General features: G+C 63.9%; 1 protein-coding gene. It reads left to right on the top strand.

Going from position 1 to position 1,899, the window contains the following annotated elements:
- The first annotated feature begins 436 nt into the window (after positions 1–436).
- Entirely contained in the window at positions 437–1,828 is a 1,392-nt protein-coding gene (ltrA, locus tag FFS10_RS22800; RefSeq protein WP_137896885.1) for a group II intron reverse transcriptase/maturase, read from the top strand.
- Positions 1,829–1,899 lie beyond the last annotated feature (71 nt).

The following is a 1,899-nucleotide window of genomic DNA, read 5'->3' on the forward strand; positions in this document are numbered from 1 at the left end:
GGTGCGCCCGGCAGGGCGCACCCACTCGGAGGTGAAAGTCCTCTACTCGCCCGGCAAGGGGAAGAGTTAGCCGAAGGCAAGGGTTTCGCGGGCGACTGCGAGTCTGAAGGAAGCCGGATGGCAAAGCGCTGGCCTGACGAACAGGAAGCGGATACGAGGCGTCGTGCTGGGGTGAGGAGGCCGCAAACTCCAAAGCCCAAAACTTGCACGGAACGGCACGGCGTAGATCCGACAGGCATAAGCGTGAAGGTGGGTGTGTCATACCCGGGGAGATCTGGCTGTGGTGCCCGAGAGGGCTACCGGTACCGAGAGGTGACGGGATGCCCAGCCAGAAGTCAGCACAGGGCGTAGTAGGTGCAGGTCAAGGCGCTGAGCCACGAGGAACCGGCACCAAAGGCCCGAACAAGTGGAAACGAGAGTAGGAACGAAGTTCTCGATGTCGGTCGATGAAGCAGAAGCCCTCGCAGGAGGGGCCAGCGGCGAGAGAACCGGGCGGAATCCGGGGATGGCGCACGCGGGTGTTGAGACTGGCACGGCGTACAGCGGCCAACCGAAATCGGAGAGAGACGGGCTCATGGCCCGAGTGGTAGAGCGTGCGAACATGCAACTGGCCTACAGCCGAGTGATGAAGAATCGCGGAGCGCCCGGCGTTGACGGGATGCGCGGCGAGAACCTCAAGGCCTGGCTGCAGGAAAACTGGGCGCACACGAAGAAGGCGCTGTTGGAAGGCCGGTACCGGCCCCAGGCGGTACGCCGGGTGGACATACCCAAGCCGCAAGGCGGGGTGCGGACACTGGGCGTGCCGACCGTGGTGGATCGACTGATCCAGCAGGCCTTGCACCAAGCACTGCAACCGATCTTTGAGCCGACGTTCTCGGACAGCAGCTACGGCTTCCGTCCAGGGCGAAGCGCCCAACAGGCGGTAAGCAAGGCGGCAGGGTTCATCCGGGCCGGTAAGCACTGGGTGGTGGACATGGACTTGGAGAAATTCTTCGACCGTGTGAACCATGACGTGCTGATGGCCAGGGTGGCGCGACAGGTGAAAGACACGAAAGTGCTGCACCTGATCAGGCGGTACCTCCAGGCGGGAATGATGGCCGACGGGGTGGAGACGGTCCGGGAACAGGGAACACCGCAAGGCGGCCCCCTGTCCCCCCTGCTGTCCAACATCCTGTTGACCGATCTGGACCGGGAACTGGAGGGGCGCAACCTGTCGTTCTGTCGGTACGCGGACGACTGCAACATCTACGTGGGCAGTCAGCGGGCTGGCCAGCGCATCATGGACAGCGTGAGGGCGTTCCTCACGGAACGACTGAAGCTGACGGTGAACGCGGCCAAAAGCGCGGTCGCCAGACCCTGGGAGCGCAAGTTCCTGGGCTACAGCACAACACTGCGCGACAAGAAGGTCCGCATCGCCAAGTCCAGCATTGAACGCCTGCGGGACACCGTCAGGAAGATATGCGCGCAAGGCCGGGGTCGGGCGCTGCCTGACACCATCGAGCGGCTCAACCCGATCCTGCGAGGCTGGATGAACTACTTCAGTCTGACGCAGAGTCGCAGACCGATCGAAGAACTGGACGCGTGGATCAGGCGACGGCTGCGGTGCGTGGTGTGGCGGCAGTGGAAGCGGCCACGGACGCGGGAAGCGCAGATGCGACGCCACGGGCTTGATGCCCTGCGCGCATGGCGCTCCAGCGTCAACGGGCGCGGCCCCTGGTGGAATGCCGGGGCCAAGCACATGGTTGCTGCACTGCCGCCGAAATACTTCACCAGCCTTGGGCTGGTCTCGCTGGTGTCCATCCACCAGCACCTCCAGTGTTCCGCTTGAACCGCCGTATGCGGAACCGCACGTACGGTGGTGTGAGAGGGCTGAGGGGGTAACCCCTCACCCTACTCAAT

Source organism: Ramlibacter sp. 2FC, from assembly GCF_005503345.1.
Lineage (GTDB): Bacteria > Pseudomonadota > Gammaproteobacteria > Burkholderiales > Burkholderiaceae_C > SCMQ01.

Excerpts from the sequence above, each read along its gene's own strand:
- ltrA (WP_137896885.1), top strand. The coding sequence starts at position 437 with ATGTCGGTCGATGAAGCAGAAGCCCTCGCAGGAGGGGCCAGCGGCGAG.